Genomic DNA, 26,017 nt, shown 5'->3' on the forward strand with positions numbered 1-26,017 from the left:
TCACGATTGCATCACGGCTTTTGTGAGGGTGCGATGCAGGAACGGTGCCGCAATGCGGTCGTTGCCTCCCGACAGACTCAGGGAGACTTCCATGCAACGCACGATCAAGATGGCCGCTCTGGCAGCGGCAACGCTGGTGATTGGCACCGCGGCCGCATCGGCGCAGGGCTATGCCCGTTACGGCGACTCGATGGCCTGGGTGCCGCCGGGCCAGACCTACGACTCCGAGCCGGTCTATGCCGGCGCACCGGCCTACGCACCGGGTCCGGTGGCTGGCCCCGTCACATGGGGGCGTGGCTACAACGGCACCAATCATCCGACCCCGGGCTCGACCCAGGGCGATGTCGGTCCGTCCGGCAACAACAACGGCACGCTGACCGGCGTCTATCGCCAGTGGTAGCCGCCGCGCTCCGCGCCTAGGCATCAAAGCCCGCTGCTCGACCCGAGCGGCGGGCTTTTCGCATGGCATCGTGCTGAGGACGTGGTGGCGAGCGGATCATGGGATCGCGGCATTGTGAGCGGCGCGTTCTGTCGCAGAGCTCTCGCGCGCCTGCTGCGGAACCTGCGAGCTACTTACGTCGTTTGCTCCGCGATCACCTTAGGAACGAAGGAGCAAGTTCATGACGCGCATCTTGGGATACGCCGCGCTGACGGCCGTCACGCTCGTGGCCGGCACCGCTGCGGCTTCCGCCGGCGAGTACGGCCCCGGCGGCTATGGCTATGGCGGCCAGGTCACCAGCACCTATGCCTACCGCGACTCCTATGCCTGGGCTCCGGCCCCGGTTGATGAGGAAGGCTACGTCGCCGTCGCGCCGGGCCCGTATGCCGGCCCGGGCTGGGGCACCGGCTACAACGGCACCAACCACCCGACCCCGAGTTCGACCCAGGGCGATGTCGGTCCCTGGGGCAACAACAACGGCACGCGCAGTGGGTATTACCGCTGGTGAGTTGAGGTCGTGGGATAACCACCCAGCCCGCCGCTCCTCCTCGCCGAGCGGCGGGCTTTTGGTTGGACCGAAGCTGTCGGCCGCAGCGTCATTGCGAGGAGCTGAGCGACGAAACAATCCAGCCGTGTAGCCCGGATGAGCGCAGCGATATCCGGGGTCTCCTCGGACGTCAGCGATGAACCCGGATGTCGCTTCGCTCATCCGGGCTACAACGGCTCCACGACAACTACTCGGCCGCCACTACTCGGCCGCCTCGCTGGCCGTCCCGCGGCTGCGCTTCTTCGGCTTGGCGGATTTCTCCAGCACCGGCTTCAAGAACTGGCCCGTGTAGCTGCGCGGCGCCTTGACGATGTCCTCCGGCGGGCCCCACGCGACGATCTCGCCGCCGCCGTCGCCGCCTTCGGGGCCGAGATCGATGACCCAGTCGGCGGTCTTGATGACCTCGAGATTGTGCTCGATCACGACCACCGTGTTGCCCTGGGCGACCAGCTCGTGCAGCACCTCCAGGAGCTTCTTGACGTCATGGAAGTGCAGGCCCGTCGTGGGCTCGTCGAGGATGTAGAGCGTGCGGCCGGTCGCGCGCTTCGACAGCTCCTTGGCGAGCTTGACGCGCTGCGCCTCGCCGCCGGACAGCGTGGTGGCCTGCTGGCCGACATGGATGTAGTCGAGGCCGACGCGGCGCAAGGTCTCGAACGTGTCGCGCACGCGCGGCACCGCCTTGAAGAACTCGGCGGCCTCCTCGACGGTCATGTCGAGCACGTCGGCGATCGACTTGCCCTTGAACAGGACGTCGAGCGTCTCGCGGTTGTAGCGCTTGCCCTTGCAGACGTCGCAGGTGACGTAGACGTCGGGCAAAAAGTGCATCTCGATCTTGATGACGCCGTCGCCCTGGCAGGCCTCGCAGCGGCCGCCCTTGACGTTGAACGAGAACCGGCCCGGCTCATAGCCGCGCGCCTTGGCCTCGGGGAGGCCGGCGAACCATTCGCGGATCGGCGTGAACGCGCCGGTATAGGTCGCGGGGTTGGAGCGCGGGGTGCGGCCGATCGGCGACTGGTCGATGTCGATGATCTTGTCGATATGCTCCAGGCCCTCGATACGGTCGTGCGGTGCGGCGGCCTCGTTGGCGCCGTTGAGCTTGCGCGCGATCGCCTTGTAGAGCGTGTCGATGAGAAGCGTCGACTTGCCGCCGCCGGAGACGCCGGTGATGGCGGTGAACAGGCCGAGCGGAATCTCCGCCGAGACGTTCTTGAGATTGTTGCCGCGGGCGTTGACGACCTTGATGGTGCGGCGATGGTTCGGCGGCCGCCGCTCCGGCACCTCGACCTCGAGCTCGCCGGTGAGATATTTGCCGGTCAGCGACGCCGGATTGCGCATGATCTCGGCCGGCGTGCCCTCGGCGACGATGTTGCCGCCATGGGTGCCGGCGCCGGGGCCGATGTCGAGGACGTAGTCGGCCAGCCGAATGGCGTCCTCGTCATGCTCTACGACGATCACGGTGTTGCCGAGGTCGCGCAGCCGCTTCAAGGTGTCGAGCAGGCGGGAATTGTCGCGCTGGTGCAGGCCGATCGAGGGCTCGTCGAGCACGTAGAGCACGCCGGTCAGACCCGAGCCGATCTGCGAGGCCAGGCGGATGCGCTGGCTCTCGCCGCCGGACAGCGTGCCCGACGAACGCGCCAGGGTCAGGTAGTTCAGGCCGACATCGAGCAGGAAGGTGAGGCGGTCGCGGATCTCCTTCAGGATCCGGGTTGCGATCTCCGTCTGCTGGGCGTTGAGCGCCTTCGGCACCTCGGCGAACCACTCGCCGGCCGCCTTGACGCTGAGGTCGGAGATCTCGCCGATATGCTTGCCGCCGACCTTGACGCACAGCGCCTCGGGTTTCAGCCGATAGCCGTTGCAGCCGGCGCAGGGGACGTCGTTGAAATACTTGCCGAGCTCCTCGCGCGCCCATTCGCTCTCGGTCTCGCGGAAGCGCCGCTCGATGTTGGTGATGACGCCCTCGAACGGCTTCTTGGTGTCGTAGGAGCGGACGCCGTCCTCATAGGTGAACTTGATCTCGTCGTCGCCGGAGCCGTGCAACAGCGCGTTCTGCGTCTTCTTCGGCAGATCCTTCCACTTGGTGTCGAGCGTGAACTTGTAGAACTTGCCGAGCGCCGTCAGCGTCTGCAGGTAATAGGGCGAGGACGACTTGGCCCAGGGCGCGATCGCGCCCTTGCGCAAGGTGAGGTCCTTGTCGGGAATGACCAGGTCGGCGTCGACATGCTGCTCGACGCCCAGGCCGCCGCATTCCGGGCAGGCGCCATAGGGGTTGTTGAACGAGAACAGCCGCGGCTCGATCTCGGGAATGGTGAAGCCGGACACCGGGCAGGCGAACTTCTCCGAGAACAGGATGCGCTCGGGCCCGCTCTTGTCGTGAATTTTTGCGGTCTTCTTCTTTTCCTTCTCCTCGGCCGGCGGCGCGGAGGCAGGGGCATCGGCGAATTCGACGACGGCGAGGCCCTCGGCGAGCTTCAGCGCGGTCTCGAAACTTTCGGCGAGGCGCTGGCCGATGTCGGGGCGCACCACGATGCGGTCGACGACGACGTCGATGTCGTGCGGAAACTTCTTGTCGAGAACCGGCGCCTCGGCGAGTTCGTGGAAGGTGCCGTCGATCTTAACGCGCTGAAAGCCCTTCTTGAGATAGTCGGCGAGCTCCTTCTTGTACTCGCCCTTGCGGCCGCGCACGACCGGCGCCAGCAGATACAGGCGGGTGCCCTCGGGCAGCGCCAGCACGCGGTCGACCATCTGCGACACGGTCTGGCTCTCGATCGGCAGGCCGGTGGCCGGTGAATAGGGCACGCCGACGCGCGCCCAGAGCAGGCGCATGTAGTCGTAGATCTCGGTGACGGTGCCGACGGTGGAGCGCGGGTTCTTCGAGGTCGTCTTCTGCTCGATCGAGATCGCCGGCGACAGGCCGTCGATCTGGTCGACGTCCGGCTTCTGCATCATCTCCAGGAACTGGCGCGCATAGGCCGACAGCGACTCGACGTAGCGGCGCTGGCCCTCGGCATAGATCGTGTCGAACGCCAGCGAGGATTTGCCGGAGCCGGACAGGCCGGTGAACACCACGAGCTTGTCGCGCGGAATTTCGACGTCGATGTTTTTCAGATTGTGCTCGCGGGCGCCGCGGATGGTGATCGCCCGCAGGCTCGACGAGTTGGCTTGCGCGCGCTGCTTGGCCTTGAGCACTTCATCCATGACGTTCGTCCCACGGCGCAAGGCTGCGCCATCGTTGCAGGCGCGTTGCGCCGGAAGCCGGCCATCGGACGCCAGGGGGAAAAGGTATGGTCGGAACGTAGGAAGAACGGGCCCGGATTTCCAGTGCCGTCAGCGAATCATCAACAATGCGCTCGTGATATGGCAGCTTCTGGCAGGAGCGGAACCATTGCAGCGGGGAGGCCTGGAACGTGGCTTCGCAGCGGCCTTTGACGTGGTGCCGGGGCGGCCCATATGGTAGTCACCGATACGAGTGCGATGGCCGCGTCATGCGCCATTCGCCGGAGATGCTCCATGCAGTTCTCATCCTCATCAAGCGCCAATGTCGGATCATATGTGCTCTCGACCGAGGAGCGCGTGCGTAGCGCCGGCGCCGGACCGGCCGACGTGAATGCCGTTGCATCCCAGGCGCTCAAGCTGATCGGACGGGCCGAGGCGATCTCGATCGGCGTGCTGCAGTCGAGCACGGGCGTGTCGGCCGATCTGATGCAGGCTGCGATCCATCGACTCAAGCAGGATCAGCTGGTGCAGGGCTCGGATGACCGCCTGTCGCTGACGCCGCTGGGGCAGAAGGCGCATTCCATCGTTGCGACCTGATCCGCTCTGCCGCTAAGGTTGTCCATCCCGCAGGGGGAGGCGACCATGGCGGATCCGGCCGGCATTGCGTGGCAGCTGTCTGATTTGTGGTATTTTGGTGTTCCGGCGATCGGAGCGGCCGTCGGCGTCACCGAGGTCATCTCGCGCTACAAGGATGCTCCCTTCCTCGCCGCCCAGACCGGCCCGGCGCGCGCCTACGTTCTCGTCAATGCGCTGGCCGCCCTGTTCGCCTACGTGCTGATCCGAAACTTCGACTTCAAATTTGGCGCCCAGGACCAGGTGATCCTGGTGCAGGCCCTGGTCGCGAGCCTCGGCTCGATGGCATTCTTCCGCAGTTCATTGTTCTCGATGAAGGTGGGCGAGACCGATGTTTCGGTCGGGCCCGCGATCTTCTTTCAGATCCTGCTGTTCGCCACCGATCGCGCCTGCGATCGCGAGCGAGCCAAGCCGCGGTCGGCCGACGTCATCCGGATCATGCAGGGGGTGTCGTTCGAACTCGCCCGGGACTCGCTGCCGAGCTTCTGCTTCGAGCTCATGCAGAACATTCCGGCCAGCGAGCAGCAGAAGTTTCGCCTGGTGATCGACGCGCTGGCCTCATCGCAGCGGATGCCGGACAGCGTCAAGGTGCTCAATCTCGGGCTGATGCTGATGAACGCGGTGGGGCAGCAGGTGCTCGAGGCCGCGGTCGCCGCGCTGGGAGAAAAGATTCAAGGCCCCGCCAAGCTCGAGCTGAAGGTTTTCATCGCGCTGCAGAGGGCCGATTTCGACAAGGCCTATCCGCTGCTCGTCGACATCGCCTTCATCATGTCGCGCTACGGCTCGCCGGCCGCCCAGGAGGCTGCCAAGACTGCGGTGCTCAAGGAGATCGAGCCGCTGACCCGGCAGCCGCATCTCGACAATGGCGCCAAGATGACCCAGCTCGGACTGTCTCTGCAGCAGCGCGTCGGCGACGCCGTGCTGCTGGCGGCGATCGAGCAGGTCGCCGATGGCATCAAGGGTGATTCTGGCCGCGAGGACCAGGCGCAAGCCGAGGACGCAGGAAGCGCCCACGCGCAGAATGGTCAGCAGCCTCAAACCCTGCCGCCAGGGGGTGTCGTGCCCAACGTCACGCCGATCCGTCCGGATGTGGTGGCTCCGGTCACCGACACGGACGCTGCGACGGATCACGCGGCGGGAGATGTCCCCAAGGCAGGCGGCGCGTCCGAGTGAGGAGGGCGCCGCACGGGCCCGGCCGGAGAACGAATAAGCCCCTGTCGCGGCGGTCAAAAAGAAAAAGCCTCCGCCCTTGCGAGCGGAGGCCTGTGCGTTGGCCCGGAGGCCGAAGTCTTAGAAGTGATAGTTCACGCCGACCTGCACGGTGTGCAGATTGATGGAGCCCGACGGGACCGTGCCGCCAACACCGTAGTTCTCGCTGCCGAAGCTCTTGTAGAGATATTCGGCCTTGACCGACCATTTCGGAGCGAACATGTACTCGCCGCCAGCACCGACGGTCCAGCCATTGTGGAACTGCCGGCCGACGCCCGTCAGGCCGAGAACGGTGACAGTGGCCTTGTTTTCCATCCATGCGTAACCGCCAGTGGCGTACAGCATGGCAGGGCCAAAGGCGTAGCCAAGACGGCCGCGCACGGTGCCCATATCCTCGATCTTGCTGCTGAAAGAGGCGAGGGGAGCAACAATCGAACCATTGATGTCAGCCCAGGCCGCATCGGTCTCGATGCCGAACACGACCGGACCCTGCTGCCAATTGTAGCCGAGGGTGCCGCCGACGAAGCCGCCCTTCTGGGACACCAAGCCGAAGCTGTTGTTGTCCTGGCTGGCATAGCCGCCCATCGCACCGATGTAGAAACCGGTCCAGGTCGGCACCGGCGCGAGAACCGGGGCCTTGGTGTAGGTCGGACGCGCAGCGAGATCGGCAGCGGCGGCAGGAGCGGCCAGGGCGGCCAGGGCCACGGTCGCGAGCAGGATCTTCTTCATTCTTGTCTCCAGTTTAGTCCTTGAAGTCCGCGTCGCACCAAAGCTCTTACGCACGAAACAGACTCACCCGTTCAAGTTGACGGGTCACCCTATAGCCGGGTTCCGCGCGGATTGCCGTCACCCTGAAGACACACTCGCGGCGAAACCGCGTTTTTACGGGGTGGGTTCCGGATTGTTCATGTGACTCAAATGCTTGGTTCCGCGTGTTGCAGGGCAGCACAGGTGTCTCCAGAGCAACAAAAAGGCCGGCTTGCGCCGGCCTTTGGAACTTTCGGTTGTCGAACGGAGCGATCAGTACTTGGCGACGACCGGTCCGCCGAAGCGGTAATTGATGCGGGCCGTGAACAGATCGACGTCCTGCTTGATGTTGTCGTTCTGGGTGAAGACCGCGCCCTGGAACGGAACGTTGGTGGTGCCCATGAACAGGTGGTCGTATTCGAAGCCCACCGACCAGTTCGGCGCGAAGGCGTATTCGACGCCGGCACCGACCGACGCGCCCCACTTGTGCACGGTCGTGGCGGCCAGCACGGTGTTGATCACGCCGGAAAAGATCTCATAGCGGGTGTCGGTGACGGCGGCGCCGCCCTTGGCGTAGAGCAGGACGTTGTCGAACGAATAGCCGATCTGGCCGGTGAACAGGCCGAAGGCGGTGAGCTTGGTGCGGTTGCGATCGGGCGCGAACACCGGGGTGACGTTGTTGCCGGTGAGATCGGCCCAGTTGCCCTGCGCCTCCAGGCCGAACACGACCTGACCCATCTGCCAGCGATAACCGAACTGGCCGCCGACCGTACCGCCCGTGGCGTTGTGGCAGCCCTCGGCGGGGCCGTTCACCAGCGTCCAGCAATTGCGGCTCGAGCCATAGCCGCCGTTGATGCCGAGATAGAAGCCGCTCCAGTCGTTGATGGCGACCATCGCCGGCGGCGCCTTGGTGTAAGGCCGGGCGGCCAGATCGGCCGCCGAGGCGGACGTCGCGGTTGCGATGCCGACGAGGGCCGTCGTGATCACAAGCAACTTCTTCATCGAATGTCTCCCCCGGGAGTAGTTGGACTGACTAGCGATGAAATGTTCATACACAGGTCAATCCGGGGAGGCTGTAACGCACCGGCCACAGAGGCAAAAAAGCTTGATAAATCAAATATTTAACACAAAATAGCCGCTTCGGTGCCAGCCTCTGGACACGAAAAAGGCCGGCGCTCTGGCCGGCCTTGTCGCAACTGCGGCGGGATGACGCAGCGTCAGTAGCGCGTCGCGCCCGGGGCGCCGAACCGGTAGTTCACGCGGACCGTGGCGATGTCGATGTCCTGCTTGATCGTGTCGATGCGGGAGTTGACGTTCGCGGTCGCCGGGAAGCTGATGTCGCGCGAGCCCATGAACAAGTGATCGTACTCGACCGCGACCGACCAGTTCGGCGCAAAACCGTACTCGACACCGGTGCCGACGGTGCCGCCCCAGCGCGTCTCGCTCGCCGAATCCAGCAGCGTTCCGACGGCAATGGGCGCGGCTGCATTTGATGTGCCGGTGTATTTGTTGTGCGCGACCGCGGCGCCGCCCTTCACGTACCAAAGCACGTTGTCCCAGGCGTAGCCGACCTGGCCGGTGAACAGGCCGATGGCGTCGGTCTTGGTGGTGTTGGTGATGCCGGCGGCCAGCGCGGCCGTGCTGGCATTGGATGATTTCAGGTTGGTCCAGTTGCCCTGGGCTTCCAGGCCGAACACCCAGCTGGCGGCCTGCCAGCGATAGCCGACCTGGCCACCGATGAGGCCGCTCGAGGCATTGTGGCAGCCCTCGGATTGTGTCGGCGCGACCGGCACGCCGCCGACATTGTTCAGCGTCCAGCAGTTGCGGCTCCAATCGGCGCCGCCGTTGATGCCGGCGTAAAATCCGGCCCAGCTCGGCAGCGGGGTGACATAGGCGGGCGCCGGCGCCTTGCCGTAGGGGCGCGTGGCGAAGTCGGCGGCCGATGCCGGCGCCAGTCCGAGCAGCGCCATGCCGGCGGTGGTGATCAGAGCGGTCTTCTGCATTCGTCTCTCCCCAGTCCCAGATGCCCCCGCCGGATCCCTCCGATCCAGACTGCGTGCGGGCCCATCCCGGTTGTAGGAAGGACTCATTTCCAAAGCGGTGACCGACCATCGCGGCGGCGCCTGATGTGTCGACGTGGTTAGGCGGACGTAAACGGCAGGAGGGCCGGCGCGCGGGAAGCGGGCCATCGGATGGCGCTGGTGTCGTCGCCTATCGGAATGGATCGGCGGTCACGGGCGACCGGAGTGCGGCGCGCGCAAGGCGCCGCACTGAAGGCAGAGGCGCCGCGATGATGCCGAGTCGCGCCGACTGCGCGCGGTCGTCAGTGCTTGGAGACGACCGGACCGCCCCAGCGATAGTTGACGCGGACCTTGGCCATGTCGACGTCCTGGCCGACCGTGTCGGTGCGGGTCGCGCCGCCCGCAGGAAGACCAGAGAAGTTCAGGTTCTTGTTGCCCATGAAGACGTGCTCGTACTCGGCACCCACGGACCAGTTCTTGGCGAAGCCGACCTCGACACCCGTGCCCACCGTCGCGCCCCAGCGAGTCGCGCTCGCCTGGTCGAACGGCGCGCCCGTTGCCGTGGCAATGCCGCTGTACTTCTCGCCTGCGACCGCGGCGCCGCCCTTCACGTACCAGAGCACGTTGTTCCAGGCATAGCCGATCTGGCCGGTGAGCGTTCCGACGCCGTTGACCTTAGTCTGGTTGGTGACGGCCGGGACGAGCTGGCTGGTATTGCTGCCCTTGAGGTTGGCCCAGTTGCCCTGGCCTTCGACGCCGAGCATCCAGCTGCCGGTCTGCCAGCGATAGCCGATCTGGCCGCCCGCCAGCGCCCCCGTGGCATCGTGGCAGCCTTCGGCATTGGTCGCGGCGACTCCGCCGGCGGTGACCTGGTTGGTCCAGCAGGTGCGGGCCGTACCGCCGCCTGCGTTCAGGCCGAGATAGAAGCCGCTCCAATCATAGATCGTCGCGATCATCGCGGGCGCCTTGGTGAAGGTGCGCGCGGGCAAATCGGCTGCGATCGCCGGCGCCAACCCCAGCGCCAGCGAGGTTGTCGCCCCCAGCAACAGCCCTCTCATCGCAGTCCCCAACATCACGTCCGACGCCCGCACGCACACTCTCACCAACGCCCACCCGCGGAGCCTTGATAACCCCTTCCGGCGTAAAAAGCCGTCACCCAAACGACACAGCCGGCCAGCAAGTGCCGGTTTCCGCACGCAAAAAAAGGCCGGCGCGAGGCCGGCCTTTCGACATATTCGCGGTCTGCGTGCAATCAGTAGCGCGACACGCCCGGGCCACCGAAGTGGTAGGAGACGCCGACCTTGACGGTGTGGATGGTGTCGTTCCATTCGGAGCGGTTGGTCGCCACCGGCGTGTACTGGAGCGTGCTCTTGCCGAAATCGAGATAGTTGTACTCGACCTTGGCGGACCAGTTCTGGGCAAACATGTACTCGGCACCGGCGCCGATCGTCCAACCCCAGCGCCAATCGCTCTGCGACGCGGAGAAGGCGGGTCCGAACAGGCCAGCATCGTAACGATGCTGCAAATCGCCGACTGCGGCACCACCGCTGACGAAGAACAGCGCCGGACCCGCAGCCCAACCGAGCCGGCCCTTGATGTCGCCAAAGCCGCGCAGCTTGGTGAAGTAGGTGTCGCCTGCGCCGAGGTTGATCTCGGACGACCGGCCGCTGATGTCGGCCCAGTGGTAGTCGCCTTCGAGGCCGAACACGATGTTGTCGACCTGCCAGTTGTAGCCGATCACGCCGCCGGCGAAGCCGCCGTTGATGTCGTAGCGCTGCGTGCCGGCGAAGCCGACCGCGTTCGGACCGCCGAAGAAGGTCTCATCGCTGCGGCCCCAGCCGCCACCGCCCTGCAGACCGAGATAGAAGCCGGCCCAGGTCGGAAGCGGCGCTGGCGCCATCACCGGCGCCTTCGTATAGGGGCGGGCAGCCAGATCGGCGGCCCCGGCGGGAGCCAGCGCCCCCAAGGCCATCAAGCTGACAGCTCCAAGAAAGATCTTTTTCATCCCAAGTCTCCCGCGTTGGGCGCCCCGATTTCGTCCCCGGAGGCGCTCGTCTGTGAGGTGGCGCGACCGCGATGGGCGGCCCCAATCCATCCATAAATATACGCGATTCAACCCTGGATACCGTCTCCCAAAAGCCACAGGCGAGGAGGATGTGAGGCAGGCTAAGTTAATGAAAGTTAATCGCTTTTTCGTGATCTGCGGAACTTTTCAGGGGTTCCAAAGAGGGAACTCCGGGTTCCATGAGGTTCCATTGGGTTCCATCGAATTCGCTGTCTGGTTGTGGACGTGAGCTTGCGAACAAAACTGGAACAATCCCGCCCGGCCTGCTATATGTGGATAAGCAGCGAGAAATCAGGTGGCCGGCCGGGCAACCGTATAGGGTCCGCCCCGAGAGGAAGAGGTCAGCCACCTTGCGCCGAGAGGCCGGTCGGCAGGACCGGTCCGGTGATTGTGAAAACCGCGGGAGAGTGTGATGGCGGGTAGCGTGAACAAGGTGATTCTGGTCGGCAATCTTGGCAAGGACCCGGAGATCCGGCGCACCCAGGATGGTCGGCCGATCGCCAATCTGAGCATTGCGACGTCGGAAACGTGGCGCGACAAGGCGACCGGCGAGCGCAAGGAGAAGACCGAATGGCACCGTGTCGTGATCTTCAATGAAGGTCTCTGCAAGGTCGCCGAGCAGTACCTCAAGAAGGGCTCCACGGTGTATATCGAGGGCGCGCTGCAGACTCGCAAATGGACCGACCAGAGCGGCGTCGAGAAGTACTCGACCGAGGTCGTGCTGCAGGGCTTCAACTCGACCCTGACGATGCTCGGTGGCCGTGGTGGCGGCGGTGGCGGCAATTTCGCCGACGACATGGGCGGCGGCGATTTCGGCATGAGCAGCCCGTCCGCCTCGGCGCCGGCGCCGCGCCGCCCGATGGCGGCCGCCAGCCGCAACAGCGACATGGACGACGACATTCCGTTCTGAAATCAGGGCGCGCCTTGGTGTGAAGCCGAAGGCGCGATGTCCGTGAATCTGCAGTCGACGCGCATCGACCGCGCGTCGCGGAGGCGTTGTTTCGGGCGCTCACGAGCTGAGCGCCCGGCCGTTAAACGGAAGGCGCGTCAGCGCCCCGTCGTGGCCATCAGGTGAGGAGGGTAGCGTTCGCCCTCGACCTTGATCGCGGCCGCGGCCTGCTCGATCTCGGCCAGATCGTCCCCCGTGAGTTCGACGTCGGCGGCGCTGAGATTCTCCTCGAGGCGATGAAGCTTGGTCGTGCCTGGAATGGGAACGATCCACGGCTTCTGGGCGAGCAGCCAGGCGAGCGCGATCTGGGCCGGCGTCGATGTTTTGCGTTCGGCGATTGTCTTGAGCAGATCGACCAGCGCCTGATTGGCCTTCATCGCCGCGGGCGTGAAGCGCGGCAGGGTGCTGCGGAAGTCGTTCTCGGGCAGCGTGGTGGTCTCGCTCATCGCGCCGGTCAGAAAGCCTTTGCCCAGCGGACTGTAGGGCACCAGGCCGATGCCGAGCTCGTCGCAGGCCTGCATGATGCCGTTGCTCTCGGGACCCCGGGTCCAGAGTGAATATTCGTTCTGGAGCGCGGCCACGGGCTGCACCGCATGCGCGCGCCGGACGGTCTGGGCGCCGGGCTCGGACAGGCCGAAGTGCCTGACCTTGCCTTGCCCGATGAGATCCTTGACCGCGCCGGCGACGTCCTCGATCGGCACGTCCGGATCGACGCGGTGCTGATAGAACAGATCGATGCGATCGGTCTTCAGCCGCTTCAGGGATGCCTCCGCGACCGCGCGAATGCGCTCGGGGCGACTGTTCATCCCCGAGGACCTGCCGGTCGCCGGGTCGATCGCGAAGCCGAATTTGGTGGCGATGACCACCTTGTCCCGGACGGGAGCCAGGGCGTCGCCGACCAGCTCCTCGTTCGTGAACGGTCCATAGATTTCGGCCGTGTCGAAAAACGTCACGCCGCGGTCGAAGGCGGCGCGGATGAGATTGACCGCGTCGTCCTTCGCGAGCGCATGCCCGTAGCCGAAGTTCAGGCCCATGCAGCCGAAGCCGATGGCCGACACCTCGAGACCGCTCTTGCCCAGGGTTCTCATCTTCATCCCGTTCTCTCTCCGTCTTGCGGTCGACGCCGGAATCGCGCGTCGTCGACCTCTCCGTCCAGGCTGAACCTAAGGCTGTGACCACGATGACATTAGATGCTAGAACGCGCATGGTTTTATGAAACGGACTCATGAATGCTGCGTGAGAATCTGAACGACGTCCTCGGCTTCCTCGCCGTCGCCCGCGAGGGAAGCTTCACGCGGGCGGCTGCCCGGCTCGGCATCAGCCAGTCGGCGCTCAGTCATGCGCTTCGCAACCTCGAGGCCCGGCTCGGCGTGCGGCTGCTGGCGCGCACGACGCGCAGCGTCGCGCCGACGGCTGCCGGCGAACGCCTGCTGCGGAGCATCGGTCCGCGGTTCGACGAGATCGAAACGGAGCTGGCGGGCTTGAGCGAATTGCGCGACAAGCCGGCCGGCACGATCCGGATCACGGCGGGCGAGCATGCCGCCGACTCCGTGCTCTGGCCGGCGCTGAGAAAGCTGCTTCCGCTCTATCCAGACATCAAGGTCGAGCTCGTCACCGACTATGGGCTGACCGACATCGTCGCCGAGAGATTCGACGCGGGGGTGCGGCTCGGCGAGCAGGTCGCCAAGGACATGATCGCCGTCAGGATCGGGCCGGACCTGCGCATGGCCGTGGTCGGCTCGCCGGCCTATTTCGCCGTGCGGGCGCGGCCGCGGAAGCCGCAGGATCTCACGGAGCACAATTGCATCAACATCCGGCTTCCGACCCTGGGAGGGATCTATGCGTGGGAGTTCGAAAAGCGCGGACGCACGCTGAAGGTGCGCGTCGACGGGCAACTGGTGTTCAACAACATCACGATGCGCATGAACGCGGTGCGCGCCGGGCTCGGACTCGCTTATCTGCCCGAGGATCAGGTCGGGGACGATCTTGCGAAGGGCAAGCTCGTTCGCGTCCTGGAGGACTGGTGCGCGCCGTTCGCCGGCTATCATCTGTATTTTCCGAGCCGCCGGCAGCCCACATCTGCGTTCACGGTGCTGGTCGATGCGCTGCGCTATCGCGGATGACGAGCCCGGTTCGCGCGATCGTCTCGCCGGACAAACGGATTTTGCTGCAAAATCAACGGCTCCCGCGCGCCGCCGGAGGACGCTCCGCAACCGCTGCGCGGAGCCGGGAAAACGAGCCCGGCGGCACGCCTCGGGGCGGGCCTGCGCGGGCGCTCCTGGTCACCGTCGGCCGCAGCGTAAGATCTCGTTAAGTCGCTGGAAATGCGGCCAAAAAATCCTTCTTGCCGGAGCGTCAAGGGGTGGCCTGGAGTGACGCGATGCGCTATATGATTCCAAGCGATTTTCGCGTGTCAAAACCGACCGGTATCCCCTTTGTCCGATAAAGAAGATGAGAAGCCCGGCGAGCCGGGCGGACCTTCCGACATTCGTCCCGTCTCCATCCTCGATGAGATGAAACGCTCCTACCTCGATTACGCGATGAGCGTGATCGTGGCGCGGGCGCTGCCCGATGCGCGCGACGGCCTGAAGCCGGTGCACCGGCGCATCCTCTACGGCATGTATGAGAACGGCTTCGAGTGGAACAAGCCGTACCGCAAGTCGGCCCGCACCGTCGGCGACGTCATCGGTAAATATCATCCGCACGGCGACCAGTCGGTCTACGACGCGCTGGTTCGCATGGCGCAGGACTTCTCGATGCGCGTGCCGCTGATCGACGGCCAGGGCAATTTCGGCTCGGTCGACGGCGACATGCCGGCGGCGATGCGCTACACGGAATCGCGCCTGACCAAGATCGCGCAGTCGCTGCTCGACGATCTCGACAAGGACACCGTCGACTTCCAGCCGAACTACGACAGCTCCGAGAAGGAGCCGTCGGTGCTGCCGGCGAAGTTTCCGAACCTGCTGGTCAACGGCGCCGGCGGCATCGCCGTGGGCATGGCGACCAACATCCCGCCGCACAATCTCGGCGAGGTCATCGACGCCTGCATCGCGCTGACCGACAATCCGGCGCTGTCGATCGACGAGCTCAACCAGATCATTCCGGGACCGGACTTCCCGACCGGCGGCATCATCCTCGGCCGCGCCGGCATCCGCTCCGCCTATCACACCGGCCGCGGCTCGATCGTGATGCGCGGCAAGGTGACGATCGACACCATCCGCAAGGATCGCGAGGCGATCCTGATCACGGAGATCCCGTATCAGGTGAACAAGGCCTCGATGGTCGAGCGCATCGCCGAACTGGTGCGCGAGAAGAAGATCGAGGGCATCTCCGACCTGCGCGACGAATCCGATCGCGACGGCTTCCGCGTCGTCGTCGAGCTCAAGCGCGACGCCGTGCCGGACGTGGTGCTGAACCAGCTCTACAAGTTCACGCCGCTGCAGACCAATTTCGGCGCCAACATGGTGGCGCTGGACGGTGGCCGGCCGCAGACCATGAACCTCAAGGATCTGCTGAGCGTGTTCGTGGCGTTCCGCGAACAGGTGGTGACGCGGCGGACCAAGTTCCTGCTCAACAAGGCGCGCGACCGCGCCCACATCCTGGTCGGCCTGGCCATCGCTGTCGCCAATATCGACGAGATCATCCTCGTCATCCGGACCTCGCCCGATCCGAACACCGCGCGCGAGACCCTGATGTCGCGCGACTGGCCGGCGCAGGACGTCGCGGCGATGATCACCTTGATCGACGATCCGCGCCACCGCATCAATCCGGACGGCACCGCGCGGCTGTCGCTCGAGCAGGCGAAAGCCATTCTCGATCTGCGCCTGCAGCGCCTCACCGCGCTCGGCCGCGAGGAGATCTCCGACGAGCTCGACAAGCTCGCGGTGGAGATCGCCGACTATCTCGACATCCTGCGCTCGCGCGCCCGCGTCCAGGACATCGTCAAGACCGAGCTGTCGGCGATCAAGGCCGAGTTCGCCACGCCACGCCGCACCGTCATCGCCGAGCAGGAAGGCGAGATGGAGGACGAGGACCTGATCCAGCGCGAGGACATGGTCGTGACCGTGTCGCATGCCGGCTACACCAAGCGGGTGCCGCTGTCGGCCTATCGGGCGCAGCGCCGCGGCGGCAAGGGCCGCTCGGGCATGCAGACCCGCGAGGAGGATTTCGTCAGCCGGCTGTTCGTCGCCTCCACGCATACGCCGGTACTGTTCTTCTCGTCGCGCGGCCAGGTCTACAAGGAGAAGGTCTGGCGGCTGCCGATCGCGGCACCGAACGGCCGCGGCAAGGCGCTGATCAACATCCTGCCGCTGGAGCAGGGCGAGCGCATCACCACCATCATGCCGCTGCCGGAGGACGAATCCTCCTGGGCCAATCTCGACGTCATGTTCGCCACCACCGGCGGCAACGTCCGGCGCAACAAGCTGTCGGACTTCGTCGATGTCAGGCGCTCCGGCATCATCGCGATGAAGCTCGACGAGGGCGAGGAGATCGTCAACGTCCAGATCTGCACCGAGCGCGACGACGTGCTGCTGACGGCGGCCGGCGGCCAGTGCATCCGCTTCCCCGTCACCGACGTGCGCGTCTTCACCGGGCGCACCTCGATGGGCGTGCGCGGCATCGCGCTCGCGGAAGGAGACAAGGTGATCTCGCTGTCGATCCTCAGGCATGTCGAGACCACTTCGGACGAGCGCACCGCTTACTTGAAGATGCGCCGGGCGATGTCGGGTGAAGCGACGGCCGAGGAGCCGGTCGAAACCGAGGGCGAGGAGGCGGCTGCGGGTGCGATCCAGCTGTCGCAGGAGCGCTATGTCGAGATGTCGGCCCAGGAGCAGGTGGTGCTGACCGTCTCGGTCAACGGCTACGGCAAGCGCACCTCGTCCTACGAGTACCGCACGACAGGCCGCGGCGGCAAAGGGATCGTGGCGATGTCGGTCAACAACCGCAACGGCAAGCTCGTCGCCTCATTCCCGGTCGAGGACAGCGACCAGATCATGCTGGTCACCGACAAGGGCCAGCTGATCCGCTGCCCGGTCGACGGCATCCGCATCGCCGGCCGCTCCACCCAGGGCGTGATCGTGTTCAACACCGCCGACGACGAGCACGTCGTCTCGGTCGAGCACATCGGCGAGGAGGCGGAGAACGGCAATGGCGGGAATGGCGCCGAAGGCGGGAATGGCGAATGAACAGGCGAATGGCGAATAGGGAGTAGCGAATAGGGAAGAGAATCAGGTCCCACCTATTCGCTATTCGCTATTCGCTATTCGCTATTCGCTATTCGCTATTCGCTATTCGCGATCTCTCACTGCGTCCGCTCGACCCCGACGATCCGCGCCTCGCGGATCGTCGATTTCGTTCCCGCACCGCGCAGGCAGGACGCTTCGAAGTTGGGCCAGGCCTGCTGCGAGCAGTCGCGGCCGATCGGGCGGAAATCCAGGCGGTCGCCCTTGGCCAGCGGCTGCGGCACGCTGGCGTTCACCTCGGGAGCAAGGCCGGGCAGAACGGTGAGGGCGGCAGCCACGAGGCCGGCTGCGGCGACGGCAGAAAGCGCTTTGATCATGACGGTCCCCTGTGGTTGGGCCTTTTCCGGCCCGTCGTTCGTTAAGGATTTATTAACCGTCCCCGGTTTCGCGATGCTTTCGCGGAGCGAACGATTTGGTTTCATGCCCTCCGCGATGTGTTTCGTGGCCGAGGTTCCGAGGAAACAATCGCGGTAAGCGGCTGCAGTTCCGGCAGGCTTGGTCGCAGCGCAAACAACGGGGTACCGCCATCACAGCCGCGCCAGTCCAGGCGCCGGCGGCTTGCCCGCCTGTTCCAGGCGGTATAGGACGGGCGCATGCAACGCATTGCGCTCTATCCGGGCTCGTTCGATCCCGTCACCAACGGCCATCTCGACGTGGTCCGGCAGGCCGTTCACCTTTGCGACAAGCTCATCGTCGCGGTCGGCGTGCATCACGGCAAGAAGCCGCTGTTCTCGACCGAGGAGCGGCTGGCGATGGCCCACGAGGTGTTCGGCCCGATCGCGGCCGCAGCGGGTTGTGCCTTCGAGGCCTCGACCTACGACAATCTCACGGTGACGGCAGCGCAGCAGTCCGGCGCGATCCTGATGATCCGCGGCCTGCGCGACGTGAAGGATTTCGACTACGAGATGCAGCTGGCGGGCATGAACCAGACGATGGCGCCAGAGATCCAGACCGTGTTCGTGCCGGCCTCGGTGACGGTGCGCCCCATCAATGCCAGCCTCGTCCGGCAGATCGCCGCGATGGGCGGCGAGATCTCCCATTTCGTCCCGCCGTCGGTGGTGGCGCCGCTGAAAGCCAAGTTCGCCTGACGATGCCGACCGCCGGCATCCGCCTGGCGGCCTTTTTCGCAATCCCTCTCATCCTCATTTCGGAGTTGCCATGATCCGCGCTCTCGCCTTCGTCTTCGCTCTGGTGTTCGCCGTTCCGGCGCTGGCGCAATCGCTGCCCGCCGGCCTCGACAAGCAGAACGCGCTGGTGATCGACACCACCAAGGGCCGCATCGTCATCAAGCTGCGCACGGATCTCGCGCCCCAGCACGCCGAGCGGCTGAAGACCTTGGCGCGCGAGGGCTTCTACAACAACGTGCCATTCCACCGCGTGATGGACGGCTTCATGGCGCAGACCGGCGACGGCCAGAACTTCAACGGCACCGGCGGCTCGAAATATCCGAACCTGAAGCAGGAGTTTTCGCAGACGCCGTTCAAGCGCGGCACCGTCGGCATGGCCCGGCGCGGTGACAGCGTCGATTCCGCCAACTCGCAGTTCTTCATCTGCTTCGGCGATGCGTCCTTCCTCAATGGCCAGTACACGGTGGTCGGCGAGGTCGTGCAGGGCATGGACGTGGTCGACAAGCTGAAGAAGGCGCCTCCGGGCTCGGCGGGCGGCGCGGTCACCGATCCGGACAAGATGGTGAAGGTGCAGGTCGCCTCCGACATCAAGTAGCCGGGCAGGGCGCCCGGCCTCAACTTCGGGTTCCCGCACGGTTTAAGGAACCCTTTGCCACGCGCCGCCGGTTGCATCGACAGGACGGGCGGCTTCAGCTTTAAGCGCGTTGGGTCTATTCTGGACCCGCATCGCCCGGGCCTCGTTGTGCCCGGATCGCCGTCAGGAGGGGTGGCGGCCGCACGTGAGAGGGCGCCGCGACCTGTCAGACCCCGGCGTCCTGCCCCTCATCATTTCAACCAGAACCTGAGAGACCAGCATGGCTGTGACCGAAAATACCTTGATCCTCGAGACCACCCAGGGCCCGGTGACCATCGAGATGCGCCCCGACCTGGCGCCGAACCACGTCGCCCGCATCAAGGAGCTCGTCCGCGAGGGCTTCTATGACGGCATCGTGTTCCACCGCGTCATCGACGGCTTCATGGCGCAGACCGGCTGTCCGCAGGGCACCGGCATGGGCGGCTCCGGCAAGAAGCTGAAGGCCGAGTTCAACGCCGAGCCGCACGTCCGCGGCACCGCCTCGATGGCCCGCGCCGCCAACCCGGATTCCGGCGACAGCCAGTTCTTCATCTGCTTCGACGACGCCCGCTTCCTGGACAAGCAGTACACCGTCTGGGGCAAGGTCACCGAGGGCATGGAGAACGTCGACAAGATCAAGCGCGGCGAGCCGGTGCAGAACCCCGATAAGATCGTCAAGGCGCGCATGGCCGCCGACGCGGCGTAAGCTCAAGAACCTCTCCATGAACACGCTCCTGGCGTGTTCATGGTCCCGTCCGCAGCGCCGCCTCGGCGCTTCACCCTCATGGTGAGGAGCGTGCGCAGCACGCGTCTCGAACCATGAGGCCACAGTCGGGCCTCATCCTTCGAGACGCGCTGACGCGCTCCTCAGGATGAGGTTCTCGACGGTCGTTCCAGAACGACGATGCGCACCGATCTGTTCGATTTCAATCTCCCGCCCGAAAACATCGCGCTCCGCCCGGCGAGCCCGCGGGAATCCGCGCGCATGCTCGTGGTGCAGGGCGACGGCGTGCTGCGTGACCGCACCGTCGGCGACCTGCCGGACTGGCTCGAGCCGGGCGATCAGCTCGTCGTCAACGACACCAAGGTGATCGCCGCGCAGCTCTCCGGCCGCCGCATCAGTCGCGAGACCGAGGCGAAGATCGAGGCCACCTTGATTAAGCGGCTTGACGGCTCGCGCTGGCAGGCGCTGGTGCGGCCGGCGAAGAAGCTGGCGCCCGGCGACACGATCCGCTTCGGCAACGAGGGCAAGGTCTGCCTGCTCGGCCATCTCGACGCCACCGTGGAGGCCAAGGGCGAGGAGGGCGAGGTGACGCTGTCCTTCGTGTTTCATGGCCCGGCGCTCGACCAGGCGATCGCCGATCTCGGCCGGCCACCGCTGCCGCCCTACATCGCCGGCAAGCGGCCGGCCGACGAGCAGGACGCGCAGGACTATCAGACCATGTTCGCGGCCAAGGAGGGCGCGGTGGCCGCGCCCACCGCCGGGCTGCACTTTACGCCGGCGCTAGAGCAGCGGCTGCGCGCGCACGGCGTCGGGCTGCAGCGCGTCACCCTGCATGTCGGCGCGGGAACGTTTCTCCCGGTCAAGGTCGAGGACACCGAGGGCCACCGCATGCACGCGGAGTGGGGGAGTCTCACCGCCGGGACCGCGGCCGCGCTGAACGAGGCCCGCGCCAAGGGCGGCCGCATCGTCGCGGTCGGCACCACGTCGATGCGGCTGCTGGAGAGCGCGGCGCTGCCCGACGGCACCATCGCGCCGTTCGAGGCGGAGACCTCGATCTTCATCACGCCGGGCTATCGCTTCCGCGCGGTCGACATCCTGATGACCAACTTCCATCTGCCGCGCTCGACCCTGTTCATGCTGGTCTCGGCGTTCGCCGGGCTTGAGACCATGCAGGCGGCGTACAAGCATGCGATTCAAAGCGGCTACCGGTTCTATTCATACGGCGATGCGTGCTTGCTGTTCCGCCAAGCGGACGAGCGCGTCGCAGAACCGTAGGGTGGGCAAAGGCGCGCCACAATCGGCGTTGTCGGCGACGCTGTCGCGCGCGCCGTGCCCACCGGCCATCAGGGTGTTTCGCGGCGAGGCGGTCGGCACGGCGCCACTGAGACCGAGGGTGAGGAGAGTACTGTGCTGCGCCTTTGCCCACCCTACGGACTTATTAGTTTCCAGGTTGAAATGAGATACAGCGCCGGTGTGCGTGACTGCACCCTCGCCCCTTGTGGGAGAGGGCATGTAGGACAGCGCGGCAAGCTCGGTTGGGTGAGGGGTATCTTTCCACGAGCGCAACTCGCGGAGAGATACCCCTCACCGGACCGCGCTCGCGGATCGGCCGGCGATGCCCTCTCCCGCCCTGGCGAAGCTTCGCTTCGCCTTGGGGGAGAGGGCGCATTCACCAGCATCGCGCTTGTTGCTCGTAGCCTTGCTACAAGCACCCCATCAGTTACGCCATCGCCCGCTCCGGCAAGAGCTCCGCGATCTGCACCGCGTTCAGCGCGGCGCCCTTGAGCAGCTGGTCGGCGGCGACGAACATCGCGATGGAGTGGCCGGAGGGATCCGACAGGTCCTTGCGGATGCGGCCGACCAGCACGTCGTCCTGGCCCGAGGCGTCCACCGGCATCGGGAAGTAGTTCTTGGCGCGGTCGTCGACGATGCGCACGCCCGGGGCGGTGGCGAGGATGCGGCGGACCTCGTCCTCGGTGATCGGCTTCTCGCACTCGAAGGTGATGGCCTCGCAATGGGCGCGCAGCACCGGCACGCGGACGCAGGTGACGCCGATCGCGATGCCCTCATCCTCGAAGATCTTGCGGGTCTCGTTGATGACCTTGGTCTCTTCGTCGTTGTAGCCGGTGTCGGCATCGATGGCGGTGTTGTGGCTGAACAGGTTGAAGGCGAATGGATGCGGCATCACCTTGGGCGCGTAGACCTGGCCGTTGAGGCTCGCGCGGGTCGACTGCACCAGTTCGTCCATTGCCGCCGCGCCGGCGCCGCTGGCGGCCTGATAGGTCGAGATGATCACGCGCTTGATGCGGTTCTGCTGGTGGATCGGCCACAGGGGCACCAGCGCGGTGATCGCCGCGCAGTTCGGATTGGCGATGATGCCCTTGTGGTCGCGGATGCGGCGGGCGTTGATCTCCGGGATCACCAGCGGCACGTTCGGGTCCATCCGGAACGCGGAGGAGTTGTCGACGACGACAGCGCCGGAACGGACGGCGATAGGCGCGAACTTCTTGGAGATGCCGCTACCGGCCGAGAACAGCGCGATGTCGACGCCCTCGAAGGAGCGCTCGGTGAGCTCCTCGATCACGATCGTCTGGCCGCGAAAGGTGAGGGTCTGGCCGGCCGAGCGGGCGCTCGCCAGCGCCTTGAGCTTGCCGACGCGGACGTTGCGGCGGTCCAGGGTGGCAATGAACTCGGCGCCGACGGCGCCGGTGACGCCAACGATGGCAATGGTGGGATCTTGAGGCACGTGGTGGTCTCCGGTTGAAATTTGGGCATAAAAAAAGCCCCGGACCTGCATCAGGCGGGGCTTCGGTTCGAAGATGGTCGCGATCGAGGTCGATTACGCGCGCACGCCTCCCGAGTCCCCCTGGGGCTTGGTGGTTTTCGTCGTGCGTTTGGTCGAGGTCGACATGATCAGGGACCATAGGGGCGGCCGGAACTGCCGTCAACGGGCCTGATCAAGCAGAAGCGGTCGATCGCGGTTGAATCGGCGGCCGTCCTGACGCAATAAGCCGGCCATGAGCTCCCCCGGCGACGCACTCCCCAACCATTTCGAACTGCTGGCGACCTCCGGCACGGCCCGCACCGGCCGGCTGACGACCCCGCATGGCGTGGTCCGCACGCCCGCCTTCATGCCCGTCGGCACGGCCGGCGCGATGAAGGGCATCCACTGGCGCGACGTGCGTGAGGCCGGCGCCGACATCGTGCTCGGCAACACCTATCATCTGATGCTGCGGCCCACCGCCGAGCGGATCGCGGCGCTGGGCGGCCTGCAGCGCTTCACCGGCTGGGGCGGGCCGATGCTGACCGATTCCGGCGGCTTCCAGGTGATGTCGCTGTCGGGCTTGCGCAAGCTGACGGAGCAGGGGGTGACGTTCCGCTCGCATATCGACGGCGCGAAGATCGAGCTGACGCCGGAGCGGGCCATCGAAGTGCAGCGCCTGTTCAACTCCGACATCGCGATGCAACTCGACGAATGCGTGCGGCTGCCCGCCGAGCCTGCCGATATCGAGCGCGCGATGCGGCTGTCGCTGCGCTGGGCCGAGCGCTGCCGCCGCGCCTTCGAGAGCGCGCCCGCCGGCTACATGCTGTTTGGCATCGTGCAGGGCGGCGACGTCCCCGCGCTGCGCGTGGCGAGCGCCGAGGCGCTCGTCGACATCGGTTTCCATGGCTATGCGATCGGCGGTCTCGCCGTCGGCGAGCCGCAGGCGGTGATGCTGGAGATGATCGAGGCCACCGTACCGGCATTGCCGGCCGACCGGCCGCGCTACCTGATGGGCGTCGGCACGCCCGATGACCTCCTGGAGTCGGTGAAGCGCGGCGTCGACATGTTCGACTGCGTGCTGCCGACCCGAAACGGCCGCCACGGCGTGGCCTATACGCGGTTCGGTCCGGTCAATCTGCGCAATGCGCGCCATGCCGACGATGCCAGGCCGCTCGACGAGGACAGCCCGTGGCCGCCGGCGCGAAGCTATGCGCGCGCCTATCTGCACCACCTGATCAAGGCGGGCGAGGCGCTCGGGGCGACCCTGCTGTCGGAGATCAACATAGCCTACTTCCAGCAACTGATGGCCGGCATGCGCGAGGCGATCGCGCAGGGCCGCTTCGTCGAGTTCTACGAACGCACCAAGGCGGATTGGGCACGCGGCGATATCGCCCCACGCGCCGGCTGACGGCCATAATTTGCGTCGACCACGGCAAGCGCTTGCGCCGTCAGCGCATCATCGTCGGAACGTCGCAAATCTCCCGGCGCCTGCTGGCCGCGGGCGCAACGCGAGAGAGGCGGCGTCGCGCCGTGGAACGTTCCGGCTGCGGTGCGGTTCAATTGCAGACGAAGCGGCTCTTCACGGAATGCTTGGTCACGAAGCCGTAGCCGCAGGTGTCACAGGTCCAGAGATAGCTGATCGCATTGTCGGCGAGATACGCCGATGCTTCCGCAGCTATCATGGAGTCGGCGCAGACCGGGCATGTCGGCAGATCGCATCCGCGCGGATCCGGGCGGGGCGATGCGGTCGACATGAGATCAGCGAGTGCTGACATAGTGACCTCCTGGGCGATCTCTTTGTTGTCGTTTCTGCTTGAGTTGTCGTCGTCTGCTTTCGCGTCAACGCATCCGATTTTCAGCGTACCCGAATTTAAACGCTTCGAAGTCTCAACGCGTCCAACTTCCAACGGGTCTGAAGTCCGCCACACGAATTCCGTTACACGAAGTCCGTCACACAAAGAGTTTGTCTGGTGGTCTCTTCTTGTACGATTTGTACGATCAGGTTTGGCTGATCGGTTTGAGATGATTGGTTCGCCTGAGCGATGCCATGAAGGTCGAAGCAAGCTTCTACCATTACCAACATGACATCTCGCTGATATCGCCGAGAGCACAGCCAAACCTGCACCGTGAATCTCCGCCCTACTGAAGTCTAACATACACCGAGTTCGTTGACCTTGTCGCAACACAAATGCGTTGGTTTTGCGTAATTTAAGGACGACTTGTTGTGCGCCGCGATGATGAGGCGATCGCGTAAACGTGCTTGCGCAGCGCAACAAGCTCGCTGATGATGGTCAGAACCATTGACGAAACGGCGCCGGGGCGCACAGGGGGTGATTTCATGGACTCGTCAGCTGCGGCACAACGTCCCGGACGCGGACGCATATTTGATTCAATTGTCGATGCGTTTGGCAACACGCCGATTGTGCGATTGCGAAAGCTGCCGGAGCAGCACGGCGTGAAGGCGACCATTCTCGCCAAGCTGGAATACTTCAACCCGGCAGCCAGCGTGAAGGACCGCATCGGTGTCGGCATGATCCTGGCGATGGAGCAGGCCGGCGTGCTCAAGCCGGACACCGTGCTGATCGAGCCGACCTCCGGCAATACGGGCATCGCGCTGGCCTTCGTGGCGGCCGCGCGCGGCTACAAGCTGAAGCTGGTGATGCCGGAATCGATGTCGGTCGAGCGGCGCAAGATGCTCGCCTTCCTTGGTGCGGAGATCGTGCTGACGCCGGCGGCGCAGGGCATGAAGGGCGCAATCGCCACCGCCGAGGAGCTGCTGCGAACCACGCCGAACTCGGTGATGCCGCAGCAGTTCAAGAACCTCGCCAACCCGGAGATCCATCGCCGCACCACGGCGGAGGAGATCTGGAACGACACCGCGGGCAAGATCGACGTGTTCGTCGCCGGCGTCGGCACCGGCGGCACCCTCACCGGCGTCGGCCAGGTGCTGAAGTCGCGCAAGCCGGATCTCAAGGTGGTTGCGGTCGAGCCGGAGGAGAGTCCGGTGCTGTCGGGCGGCCAGCATTCGCCGCACAAAATCCAGGGGATCGGCGCCGGCTTCGTGCCCGATATTCTCGATCGCTCCATCATCGACGAGATCGTCAAGATCAACAGCGCGACCGCGATCGAGACCTCGCGCGCGCTGGCGCGCAACGAGGGCATTCCCGGCGGCATCTCCTCGGGCGCCGCGATCGCGGCGGCGATCGAACTCGGCAAGCGCCCGGAGAACGCCGGCAAGACGATCCTGGCGATCGTGCCGTCGTTCTCGGAGCGCTATCTGTCCACCGCCCTGTTCGAAGGGATCTGATCATGGCCGATCAGCCGCGGCGTCCCCGCACGCTGGCCGACGCCCGCACCGAGGCCGAGGCGGCATTCAAGAAGGTCACCACCAAGCCGGTGGAGGCGCCGCCGAAGAAGACCGCTGTCCCCGGAGTGCGCGAGCAGGTGACGTTGCGGATCGACCAGGACGTGCTCGAGCACTTCCAGGCCGGAGGCCCAGGCTGGCAGGACCGGATCAACGCAGCCTTGCGCAAGGCGGCAGGTCTGTAGCTGGATGACGACGGCCCGGGCTGGCGAGCGATTCTCGGTCGGCTGGCCCGGCAACGTTGCCATGCGTTTTCCGATCAGGCCTTGTGGCTGTCGGTAGCGCTGAACTCCGGACGTGGAAGATTACCAGCGGCGTTCGGCCACGCGGTGTGCATTGCGCCATCCGTTGCTGCGCGC

24 protein-coding genes are annotated in these 26,017 nt (G+C 65.5%); 14 read left to right on the top strand and 10 right to left on the bottom strand.

The window, feature by feature from the left end:
• Positions 1-91 precede the first annotated feature (91 nt).
• Positions 92-400 carry a hypothetical protein gene (locus tag BRAS3809_RS13535; protein ID WP_008962664.1) on the top strand — a complete coding sequence of 103 codons (309 nt, stop codon included), beginning with the start codon at positions 92-94 and terminating at the stop codon, positions 398-400.
• Between the two features lie 220 nt (positions 401-620).
• On the top strand, positions 621-947 hold the full coding sequence (locus tag BRAS3809_RS13540) for a hypothetical protein (protein WP_008962665.1): 327 nt from the start codon (positions 621-623) through the stop codon (positions 945-947).
• A gap of 240 nt (positions 948-1,187) precedes the next feature.
• On the opposite strand, the gene uvrA is transcribed toward BRAS3809_RS13540, so the two are convergent.
• Positions 1,188-4,181: an excinuclease ABC subunit UvrA gene (uvrA, locus tag BRAS3809_RS13545; protein WP_008962666.1), complete on the bottom strand. Its 2,994-nt coding sequence runs from the start codon at positions 4,179-4,181 to the stop codon at positions 1,188-1,190.
• A 312-nt stretch (positions 4,182-4,493) separates the two neighbouring features.
• Between uvrA and BRAS3809_RS13550 the strand changes: the two genes are divergently transcribed.
• The gene (locus BRAS3809_RS13550) at positions 4,494-4,796 is read left to right on the top strand and encodes a helix-turn-helix domain-containing protein (protein WP_240535670.1); all 303 of its coding nucleotides are present in this window, start codon (positions 4,494-4,496) and stop codon (positions 4,794-4,796) included.
• A 45-nt stretch (positions 4,797-4,841) separates the two neighbouring features.
• Positions 4,842-6,005: a hypothetical protein gene (locus tag BRAS3809_RS13555; protein WP_008962668.1), complete on the top strand. Its 1,164-nt coding sequence runs from the start codon at positions 4,842-4,844 to the stop codon at positions 6,003-6,005.
• A gap of 117 nt (positions 6,006-6,122) precedes the next feature.
• Here the strand turns inward: BRAS3809_RS13555 and BRAS3809_RS13560 are convergent, their stop codons facing one another.
• The 5 genes from BRAS3809_RS13560 to BRAS3809_RS13580 all read right to left on the bottom strand — a co-directional run bounded on the left by BRAS3809_RS13560 (position 6,123) and on the right by BRAS3809_RS13580 (position 10,814).
• Entirely contained in the window at positions 6,123-6,770 is a 648-nt protein-coding gene (locus BRAS3809_RS13560) for an outer membrane protein (RefSeq protein WP_008962669.1), read from the bottom strand.
• A 291-nt stretch (positions 6,771-7,061) separates the two neighbouring features.
• A complete protein-coding gene (locus BRAS3809_RS13565) occupies positions 7,062-7,790 on the bottom strand; it encodes an outer membrane protein (RefSeq protein ID WP_008962670.1) in 729 nt (242 codons plus the stop codon).
• Positions 7,791-8,005: 215 nt separating this feature from the next.
• The gene (locus BRAS3809_RS13570; RefSeq protein WP_008962671.1) at positions 8,006-8,791 is read right to left on the bottom strand and encodes an outer membrane protein; all 786 of its coding nucleotides are present in this window, start codon (positions 8,789-8,791) and stop codon (positions 8,006-8,008) included.
• Between the two features lie 320 nt (positions 8,792-9,111).
• Positions 9,112-9,867, bottom strand: a complete 756-nt coding sequence (locus BRAS3809_RS13575; RefSeq protein WP_008962672.1) for an outer membrane protein — start codon at positions 9,865-9,867, stop codon at positions 9,112-9,114.
• 194 nt (positions 9,868-10,061) lie between these two features.
• Complete coding sequence (locus BRAS3809_RS13580) at positions 10,062-10,814, bottom strand: outer membrane protein (protein WP_008962673.1); 753 nt, start codon at positions 10,812-10,814, stop codon at positions 10,062-10,064.
• A gap of 472 nt (positions 10,815-11,286) precedes the next feature.
• Here BRAS3809_RS13580 and BRAS3809_RS13585 point away from each other — a divergent pair, with 472 nt between their 5' ends.
• Positions 11,287-11,784 carry a single-stranded DNA-binding protein gene (locus BRAS3809_RS13585; RefSeq protein ID WP_008962674.1) on the top strand — a complete coding sequence of 166 codons (498 nt, stop codon included), beginning with the start codon at positions 11,287-11,289 and terminating at the stop codon, positions 11,782-11,784.
• A gap of 137 nt (positions 11,785-11,921) precedes the next feature.
• On the opposite strand, the gene BRAS3809_RS13590 is transcribed toward BRAS3809_RS13585, so the two are convergent.
• Entirely contained in the window at positions 11,922-12,917 is a 996-nt protein-coding gene (locus tag BRAS3809_RS13590; protein ID WP_008962675.1) for an aldo/keto reductase, read from the bottom strand.
• Positions 12,918-13,052: 135 nt separating this feature from the next.
• On the opposite strand from BRAS3809_RS13590, the gene BRAS3809_RS13595 reads away from it, so the two are divergent.
• Both BRAS3809_RS13595 and gyrA read left to right on the top strand, forming a co-directional pair.
• Complete coding sequence (locus BRAS3809_RS13595) at positions 13,053-13,946, top strand: LysR family transcriptional regulator (protein WP_008962676.1); 894 nt, start codon at positions 13,053-13,055, stop codon at positions 13,944-13,946.
• Positions 13,947-14,258: 312 nt separating this feature from the next.
• Positions 14,259-17,009, top strand: a complete 2,751-nt coding sequence (gene gyrA, locus BRAS3809_RS13600) for a DNA gyrase subunit A (protein WP_008962677.1) — start codon at positions 14,259-14,261, stop codon at positions 17,007-17,009.
• A 116-nt stretch (positions 17,010-17,125) separates the two neighbouring features.
• On the opposite strand, the gene BRAS3809_RS13605 is transcribed toward gyrA, so the two are convergent.
• The gene (locus tag BRAS3809_RS13605) at positions 17,126-17,383 is read right to left on the bottom strand and encodes a hypothetical protein (protein WP_008962678.1); all 258 of its coding nucleotides are present in this window, start codon (positions 17,381-17,383) and stop codon (positions 17,126-17,128) included.
• 276 nt (positions 17,384-17,659) lie between these two features.
• Between BRAS3809_RS13605 and coaD the strand changes: the two genes are divergently transcribed.
• The 4 genes from coaD to queA all read left to right on the top strand — a co-directional run bounded on the left by coaD (position 17,660) and on the right by queA (position 20,805).
• Entirely contained in the window at positions 17,660-18,154 is a 495-nt protein-coding gene (gene coaD / locus BRAS3809_RS13610) for a pantetheine-phosphate adenylyltransferase (RefSeq protein ID WP_008962679.1), read from the top strand.
• A gap of 70 nt (positions 18,155-18,224) precedes the next feature.
• The gene (locus BRAS3809_RS13615) at positions 18,225-18,788 is read left to right on the top strand and encodes a peptidylprolyl isomerase (RefSeq protein ID WP_008962680.1); all 564 of its coding nucleotides are present in this window, start codon (positions 18,225-18,227) and stop codon (positions 18,786-18,788) included.
• Between the two features lie 259 nt (positions 18,789-19,047).
• Complete coding sequence (locus BRAS3809_RS13620) at positions 19,048-19,512, top strand: peptidylprolyl isomerase (protein WP_008962681.1); 465 nt, start codon at positions 19,048-19,050, stop codon at positions 19,510-19,512.
• A gap of 198 nt (positions 19,513-19,710) precedes the next feature.
• Positions 19,711-20,805: a tRNA preQ1(34) S-adenosylmethionine ribosyltransferase-isomerase QueA gene (queA, locus tag BRAS3809_RS13625; RefSeq protein ID WP_008962682.1), complete on the top strand. Its 1,095-nt coding sequence runs from the start codon at positions 19,711-19,713 to the stop codon at positions 20,803-20,805.
• Positions 20,806-21,250: 445 nt separating this feature from the next.
• Here queA and BRAS3809_RS13630 read toward each other — a convergent pair whose 3' ends face one another.
• Entirely contained in the window at positions 21,251-22,276 is a 1,026-nt protein-coding gene (locus tag BRAS3809_RS13630) for an aspartate-semialdehyde dehydrogenase (protein ID WP_008962683.1), read from the bottom strand.
• A gap of 271 nt (positions 22,277-22,547) precedes the next feature.
• On the opposite strand from BRAS3809_RS13630, the gene tgt reads away from it, so the two are divergent.
• Positions 22,548-23,702, top strand: coding sequence for a tRNA guanosine(34) transglycosylase Tgt (gene tgt / locus BRAS3809_RS13640; protein WP_008962684.1), 1,155 nt, complete (start codon positions 22,548-22,550; stop codon positions 23,700-23,702).
• A gap of 148 nt (positions 23,703-23,850) precedes the next feature.
• Here tgt and BRAS3809_RS13645 read toward each other — a convergent pair whose 3' ends face one another.
• Positions 23,851-24,069, bottom strand: coding sequence for a hypothetical protein (locus tag BRAS3809_RS13645; protein ID WP_008962685.1), 219 nt, complete (start codon positions 24,067-24,069; stop codon positions 23,851-23,853).
• 563 nt (positions 24,070-24,632) lie between these two features.
• On the opposite strand from BRAS3809_RS13645, the gene cysK reads away from it, so the two are divergent.
• Complete coding sequence (gene cysK, locus BRAS3809_RS13650) at positions 24,633-25,601, top strand: cysteine synthase A (RefSeq protein ID WP_008962686.1); 969 nt, start codon at positions 24,633-24,635, stop codon at positions 25,599-25,601.
• Between the two features lie 2 nt (positions 25,602-25,603).
• Complete coding sequence (locus BRAS3809_RS13655; protein WP_008962687.1) at positions 25,604-25,843, top strand: BrnA antitoxin family protein; 240 nt, start codon at positions 25,604-25,606, stop codon at positions 25,841-25,843.
• Positions 25,844-26,017: the final 174 nt, after the last annotated feature.

The sequence above is a fragment of the Bradyrhizobium sp. STM 3809 genome (genome assembly GCF_000239795.1).
In the GTDB taxonomy this organism is placed as follows: domain Bacteria; phylum Pseudomonadota; class Alphaproteobacteria; order Rhizobiales; family Xanthobacteraceae; genus Bradyrhizobium.

What these genes read in the sequence shown, in the direction of transcription:
- BRAS3809_RS13535 (WP_008962664.1), top strand. Translation starts at nt 92, where the DNA reads ATGCAACGCACGATCAAGATGGCCGCTCTGGCAGCGGCAACGCTGGTG.
- BRAS3809_RS13540 (WP_008962665.1), top strand. Translation starts at nt 621, where the DNA reads ATGACGCGCATCTTGGGATACGCCGCGCTGACGGCCGTCACGCTCGTG.
- uvrA (WP_008962666.1), bottom strand. Translation starts at nt 4,181, where the DNA reads ATGGATGAAGTGCTCAAGGCCAAGCAGCGCGCGCAAGCCAACTCGTCG.
- BRAS3809_RS13550 (WP_240535670.1), top strand. Translation starts at nt 4,494, where the DNA reads ATGCAGTTCTCATCCTCATCAAGCGCCAATGTCGGATCATATGTGCTC.
- BRAS3809_RS13555 (WP_008962668.1), top strand. Translation starts at nt 4,842, where the DNA reads ATGGCGGATCCGGCCGGCATTGCGTGGCAGCTGTCTGATTTGTGGTAT.
- BRAS3809_RS13560 (WP_008962669.1), bottom strand. Translation starts at nt 6,770, where the DNA reads ATGAAGAAGATCCTGCTCGCGACCGTGGCCCTGGCCGCCCTGGCCGCT.
- BRAS3809_RS13565 (WP_008962670.1), bottom strand. Translation starts at nt 7,790, where the DNA reads ATGAAGAAGTTGCTTGTGATCACGACGGCCCTCGTCGGCATCGCAACC.
- BRAS3809_RS13570 (WP_008962671.1), bottom strand. Translation starts at nt 8,791, where the DNA reads ATGCAGAAGACCGCTCTGATCACCACCGCCGGCATGGCGCTGCTCGGA.
- BRAS3809_RS13575 (WP_008962672.1), bottom strand. Translation starts at nt 9,867, where the DNA reads ATGAGAGGGCTGTTGCTGGGGGCGACAACCTCGCTGGCGCTGGGGTTG.
- BRAS3809_RS13580 (WP_008962673.1), bottom strand. Translation starts at nt 10,814, where the DNA reads ATGAAAAAGATCTTTCTTGGAGCTGTCAGCTTGATGGCCTTGGGGGCG.
- BRAS3809_RS13585 (WP_008962674.1), top strand. Translation starts at nt 11,287, where the DNA reads ATGGCGGGTAGCGTGAACAAGGTGATTCTGGTCGGCAATCTTGGCAAG.
- BRAS3809_RS13590 (WP_008962675.1), bottom strand. Translation starts at nt 12,917, where the DNA reads ATGAAGATGAGAACCCTGGGCAAGAGCGGTCTCGAGGTGTCGGCCATC.
- BRAS3809_RS13595 (WP_008962676.1), top strand. Translation starts at nt 13,053, where the DNA reads ATGCTGCGTGAGAATCTGAACGACGTCCTCGGCTTCCTCGCCGTCGCC.
- BRAS3809_RS13605 (WP_008962678.1), bottom strand. Translation starts at nt 17,383, where the DNA reads ATGATCAAAGCGCTTTCTGCCGTCGCCGCAGCCGGCCTCGTGGCTGCC.
- coaD (WP_008962679.1), top strand. Translation starts at nt 17,660, where the DNA reads ATGCAACGCATTGCGCTCTATCCGGGCTCGTTCGATCCCGTCACCAAC.
- BRAS3809_RS13615 (WP_008962680.1), top strand. Translation starts at nt 18,225, where the DNA reads ATGATCCGCGCTCTCGCCTTCGTCTTCGCTCTGGTGTTCGCCGTTCCG.
- BRAS3809_RS13620 (WP_008962681.1), top strand. Translation starts at nt 19,048, where the DNA reads ATGGCTGTGACCGAAAATACCTTGATCCTCGAGACCACCCAGGGCCCG.
- queA (WP_008962682.1), top strand. Translation starts at nt 19,711, where the DNA reads ATGCGCACCGATCTGTTCGATTTCAATCTCCCGCCCGAAAACATCGCG.
- tgt (WP_008962684.1), top strand. Translation starts at nt 22,548, where the DNA reads ATGAGCTCCCCCGGCGACGCACTCCCCAACCATTTCGAACTGCTGGCG.
- BRAS3809_RS13645 (WP_008962685.1), bottom strand. Translation starts at nt 24,069, where the DNA reads ATGTCAGCACTCGCTGATCTCATGTCGACCGCATCGCCCCGCCCGGAT.
- cysK (WP_008962686.1), top strand. Translation starts at nt 24,633, where the DNA reads ATGGACTCGTCAGCTGCGGCACAACGTCCCGGACGCGGACGCATATTT.
- BRAS3809_RS13655 (WP_008962687.1), top strand. Translation starts at nt 25,604, where the DNA reads ATGGCCGATCAGCCGCGGCGTCCCCGCACGCTGGCCGACGCCCGCACC.